The sequence below is a fragment of the Myroides indicus genome (assembly GCF_004364575.1).
Lineage (GTDB): Bacteria > Bacteroidota > Bacteroidia > Flavobacteriales > Flavobacteriaceae > Flavobacterium > Flavobacterium indicum_A.
In genome coordinates this window covers 1-2,788 of sequence record NZ_SOAG01000066.1, presented here as the reverse complement: position 1 = coordinate 2,788, position 2,788 = coordinate 1, and the positions used below count along the sequence as shown (strand labels likewise).

The 2,788-nt window shown below is 33.9% G+C and carries 1 protein-coding gene; it reads right to left on the bottom strand.

Annotated elements, in window-relative coordinates:
* Nucleotides 1–246: 246 nt before the first annotated feature.
* Nucleotides 247–2,469, bottom strand: a complete 2,223-nt coding sequence (locus C8P70_RS13665; RefSeq protein WP_133713849.1) for an NADP-dependent isocitrate dehydrogenase — start codon at nucleotides 2,467–2,469, stop codon at nucleotides 247–249.
* Nucleotides 2,470–2,788: the final 319 nt, after the last annotated feature.

The window sequence follows — 2,788 nt, the reverse complement described above, 5'->3', positions numbered from 1 at the left end:
TATACGTATTCGCACGTGATGGGAGACATCGTTTTTGAGAAAGGCGGCTACCATCAGTTTGGGATAGGGTTTAATCTCTTTGGCAAAAAATCTCCTCTGGATTGTAATTGTCCGACGGTGAAGGATTAAACTAAGCTGAAACAGCGTGATGAGTCGAAAGGCAATACGAAATGCTTGACGATATAAATGATATATAAAAACACAATCCCGATATTTATCGGGATTGTGTTTTTATTAAAGTATTTATTAAGCTATGTTATTTATAATATTATTCAAAGTACTGCTTGGGCGCATTGCTTTAGATGTTGCTTCTGTATTAGGTTGATAATAACCTTGAATAGCTTGTGCTGAGCCTTGAGAACTTATTAACTCTTCGTTAATTTTAGATTCGTTAGATAGCATTTCTTTTATAACAGGATTAAACTTCTTTTTCAATTCAACGTCTTTATTTTGATTAGCTAATGCTTCTGCCCAGTACATCGCTAAATAAAAGTGTGAACCCCTATTGTCAATTGAACCTACTTTACGGGCTGGGGATTTATCGTTATCTAAGAATTTAGAGGTAGCTTCATCTAATGTATCTGCTAGTACTAAAGCTTTGTTATTATTTTGAGTTTGACTTAAATGTTCTAGAGAAGCACCTAGTGCTAAAAATTCTCCTAATGAATCCCAACGCAGGTAGCCTTCTTCAATGAATTGTTCAATATGCTTAGGGGCGGAACCTCCTGCTCCGGTTTCGAATAAGCCTCCTCCATTCATTAATGGAACAATGGATAGCATTTTAGCTGATGTTCCTAATTCTAAAATAGGAAATAAATCAGTTAGATAATCGCGTAATACATTTCCTGTTACAGATATAGTATCTAAACCTTGACGGATTCTTTCTATTGAAACCTTGGTAGCTTCTATAGGACTTAATATTCTAATGTCTAAACCTGTTGTGTCGTGATTTTGTAAATATGCATTTACTTTTTTTATTATTTCTCTATCGTGCGCTCTATTTTCATCTAGCCAAAATATAGCAGGTGTTTCGGATAAACGTGCACGATTTACTGCTAATTTTACCCAATCTTGAATTGGAGCGTCTTTAGTCTGACACATTCTAAATATATCTCCTGTTTCAACATTTTGTTCAAGTAAAATATTATCTTTATCATCAGAAACACGAATTACTCCTTTAGCTGCTGCTTGGAATGTTTTATCATGAGAGCCATATTCTTCTGCTTTTTGTGCCATTAAACCTACGTTTGGTACAGAACCCATAGTAGTAGGATTATAAGCTCCATTTGTTTTGCAGTCTTCAATTACTGTTTCATAAACTCCGGCGTAGCAGCGATCTGGAATGATTGCCAGTGTATCTTGTTGTTTTCCATCTTTGTTCCACATTTGCCCAGAAGTACGGATCATAGCAGGCATAGAAGCATCAACAATAACGTCGGATGGTACATGTAAGTTTGTAATTCCTTTATCAGAATTAACCATGGCAATATCAGGACCTTTCAAAATAGCTGTGTCAATTGCAGCTTTGATTTCAGATTCTTTAGGATGACCTGCTATTTTTGTATATAAATCGCCCAAGCCATTATTGGGAATTATACCTAATTCTGTAAAAACATCTGCATATTCTGCATAAACTTCAGTAAAATATCCTTCCACAACTGCACCAAAAATAATAGGGTCGGATACCTTCATCATAGTGGCTTTTAAGTGAGTGGAAAATAAGATGCCTTTAGCTTTTGCTTCTTTTTTGCACTCAGCAACAAAGGCTTTTAATTTATTTAAAGTCATTACTGAGGAGTCAATTATTTCGCCTGCTAATAAAGGGGCATAATCTTTGAATAGTTTAACAGTTCCGTCTGTTGCAATAAATTCTATTTTGAATTTTGTGTCTTCACTAATTGTCATTGACTTCTCAGTACCATAAAAATCTCCATCATTCATTGAAGCTACTTTTGTTTGAGAATTTGAGGACCATGTTCCCATAGAGTGAGGGTGTTTCTTAGCATAGTTTTTAACTGCCTTTGGTGCTCTTCGATCGGAGTTGCCTTCTCGTAAAACTGGATTTACAGCAGATCCCAATATTTTAGCATATTTAGCTTTAATATGTTTTTCTTCTTTATTTTTTGGCTCAGAAGGATAATTTGGGACAGCAAAGCCATGTGCTTGTAATTCTTTGATAGCGGCATTCAATTGCGGGATTGAAGCGGAGATATTTGGTAATTTAATAATATTCGCTTCAGGGGTTTTTGCAAGCTCTCCCAATTCAGCAAGTGCATCTCCAATTTTTTGTTCTTCTTTTAAAAATTCAGGAAAGTTGGCAAGAATACGTCCTGCTAATGAAATATCACGAGTTTCAACTTCTATACCAGCTGTTTTAGCAAATGCCTGAACGATTGGTAAAAAGGAATACGTAGCTAACATCGGAGCTTCGTCTGTAAATGTGTACAGAATTTTTGATTTTTGTGTCATTTTTTCTAATTTAAATGAAAACAATTGTTATTGTAGAATACTTTTGTCGAAAAGTCTAAATTTAAAAGCAAATATACTAATTAATATTAGGAAAGGATAGGCTTATGATTATCGAAATGGGGAGAATTATTAATTTAGTAATTACTCCTTTTTTTATTTTAAAAAATTAATTTTTTAAAATAATTTTCATTAATCTAATTAAAAAATAAAGTCGCCTATTTTGGTAGTCATGGTCGGAAGATTAATCTTCCGACTTTTTTTTGTTTAAAATGTAAGGTAATGTATACATTTGGCTTAAGAAAGTAAAGTATATGAATAC